Here is a 1,629-nt window from a genome sequence, read left to right as displayed (position 1 = left end):
GAATGAGGTCGCGGCCCTGTTCCGGCAGCAGCTTCAGCCCGACGCCGAGTTCAGCCAGGATGAAGGAGAACTCGCCGATCTGGGCGAGGCTTGCCGAGATTATCAGCGCCGTGGCGATGGGATAGCCGAAGGCAACAACGATGGCGAACGCGGCCAGTGATTTGCCGATGACGATGATGGCGAGCGTCGCCAGGATTGGCCAACCATTGCTGATCAGGCTGAACGGGTCGAACAGCATGCCGACCGAGACGAAGAACAGCACGGAGAAGGCATCGCGCAGCGGCAGCGATTCTTCCGCCGCGCGGTGGCTGAGTTCGGATTCGCTCATGATCATGCCGGCGAAGAAGGCGCCCAGCGCCAGCGAGACACCGAACAGTTTGGCCGCACCGAAGGCGACGCCGAGCGCGATGGCCAGAACCGCCAGCCGGAACAGTTCGCGCGAGCCGGTATGGGCGACATAGTGCAGGATCCAGGGAATGACCCGGCGGCCGACCACCAGCATGACGATGACGAAGGCGGCGACCTTGGCCAGCGTGATGCCGACGACGCCCCAGATGCCGTAGCTGGCCGGCAGCGACAGCAGGCCGCTGGCATGGGCGTCGGCCTGCTCCTGGCCGCCGAGCACGCCAGCGAGCGCCGGCAGCAGCACCAGCGCCAGCACCATGGCCAGATCCTCGACGATCAGCCAGCCGACGGCGATGCGGCCGCGCTCGGTCTCGATCATCCGCCGTTCCTGCAGGGCACGCAGCAGCACCACGGTCGAGGCGACCGACAACGCCAGGCCGAACACCAGCCCCGCGCCCATCGACCAGCCGAGCATCCAGGCAAGACCAGCGCCAAGCGCGGTGGCAAAGCCGATCTGGACGATGGCGCCCGGCACGGCGATGGCACGCACCGACAGCAGATCCTTGAGCGAGAAGTGCAGCCCGACGCCGAACATCAGCAAGATGACGCCGATTTCGGCCAGTTCGTTGGCAAGCCCGGCATCGGCGACGAAGCCGGGCGTGTTCGGCCCGACCAGCACGCCGGCTATGAGATAACCGACCAGGGGCGGAATGCGGAAGCGGTTGGCGAGAGCCCCGAAGACGAAAGCCAGCCCCAGACCGGCGACGATGGTGGCGATAAGGGGCGTGTCATGCGGCATTGTCTATGGAGCGCCTTTCAAGTCAGCGATGTTGGATGAGCGCCGCCCAAGGCCGCCGCCTGTTTGCAATATGGTGGATGGTATGTCGGCGATGCAACCCGCAAAGCCGTGAAATCGACGGCGCTGCCGCGAAAATTTGACCGGCAGCTGAGAAAGCTGCCGGCCGGATCGGAATTTGTGCGGAGCTATTCGTCTCGATTCGTCAGGGCCGATCGATGATCAGGCTGCCCGCAGCAAGGCCTCGATTTCCGGTATGGCATGGTTGGTCAATGTCTTGGGAATTTCGGCGGTCACCTTGTCCCCGACCTCCTTGTGCAGCTTTTTGCGCATTGTCCCAAGCACCACCGGCGGCGCGACGAGCACGATCTCGCTGAACTCGCCGTCATGCGCGAGCTTGTAGAGCCGGGCGGCGATTTCATCGGCAAAACGCTCCTTGCCGATGCGGTGCCAGTCCGTATCCTCGACTGCGCTGCGGTGTACGGAGG

At 64.6% G+C, this 1,629-nt stretch carries 2 protein-coding genes; both read right to left on the bottom strand.

What is annotated here, in order from left to right:
- Positions 1-1,144: cation:proton antiporter (locus EN969_RS30265; RefSeq protein ID WP_206525271.1), on the bottom strand; the 1,144-nt coding region annotated here is incomplete at its 3' end.
- Positions 1,145-1,363: 219 nt separating this feature from the next.
- The coding region (locus EN969_RS30260; RefSeq protein ID WP_206525270.1) for a host attachment protein at positions 1,364-1,629 on the bottom strand (266 nt) is incomplete at its 5' end.

Source organism: Mesorhizobium sp. M7A.F.Ca.CA.003.01.2.1 (assembly GCF_003998945.1).
GTDB classification, from domain to species: Bacteria; Pseudomonadota; Alphaproteobacteria; order Rhizobiales; family Rhizobiaceae; genus Mesorhizobium; species Mesorhizobium ciceri.
This window is presented reverse-complemented; position numbering and strand designations above follow the sequence as displayed.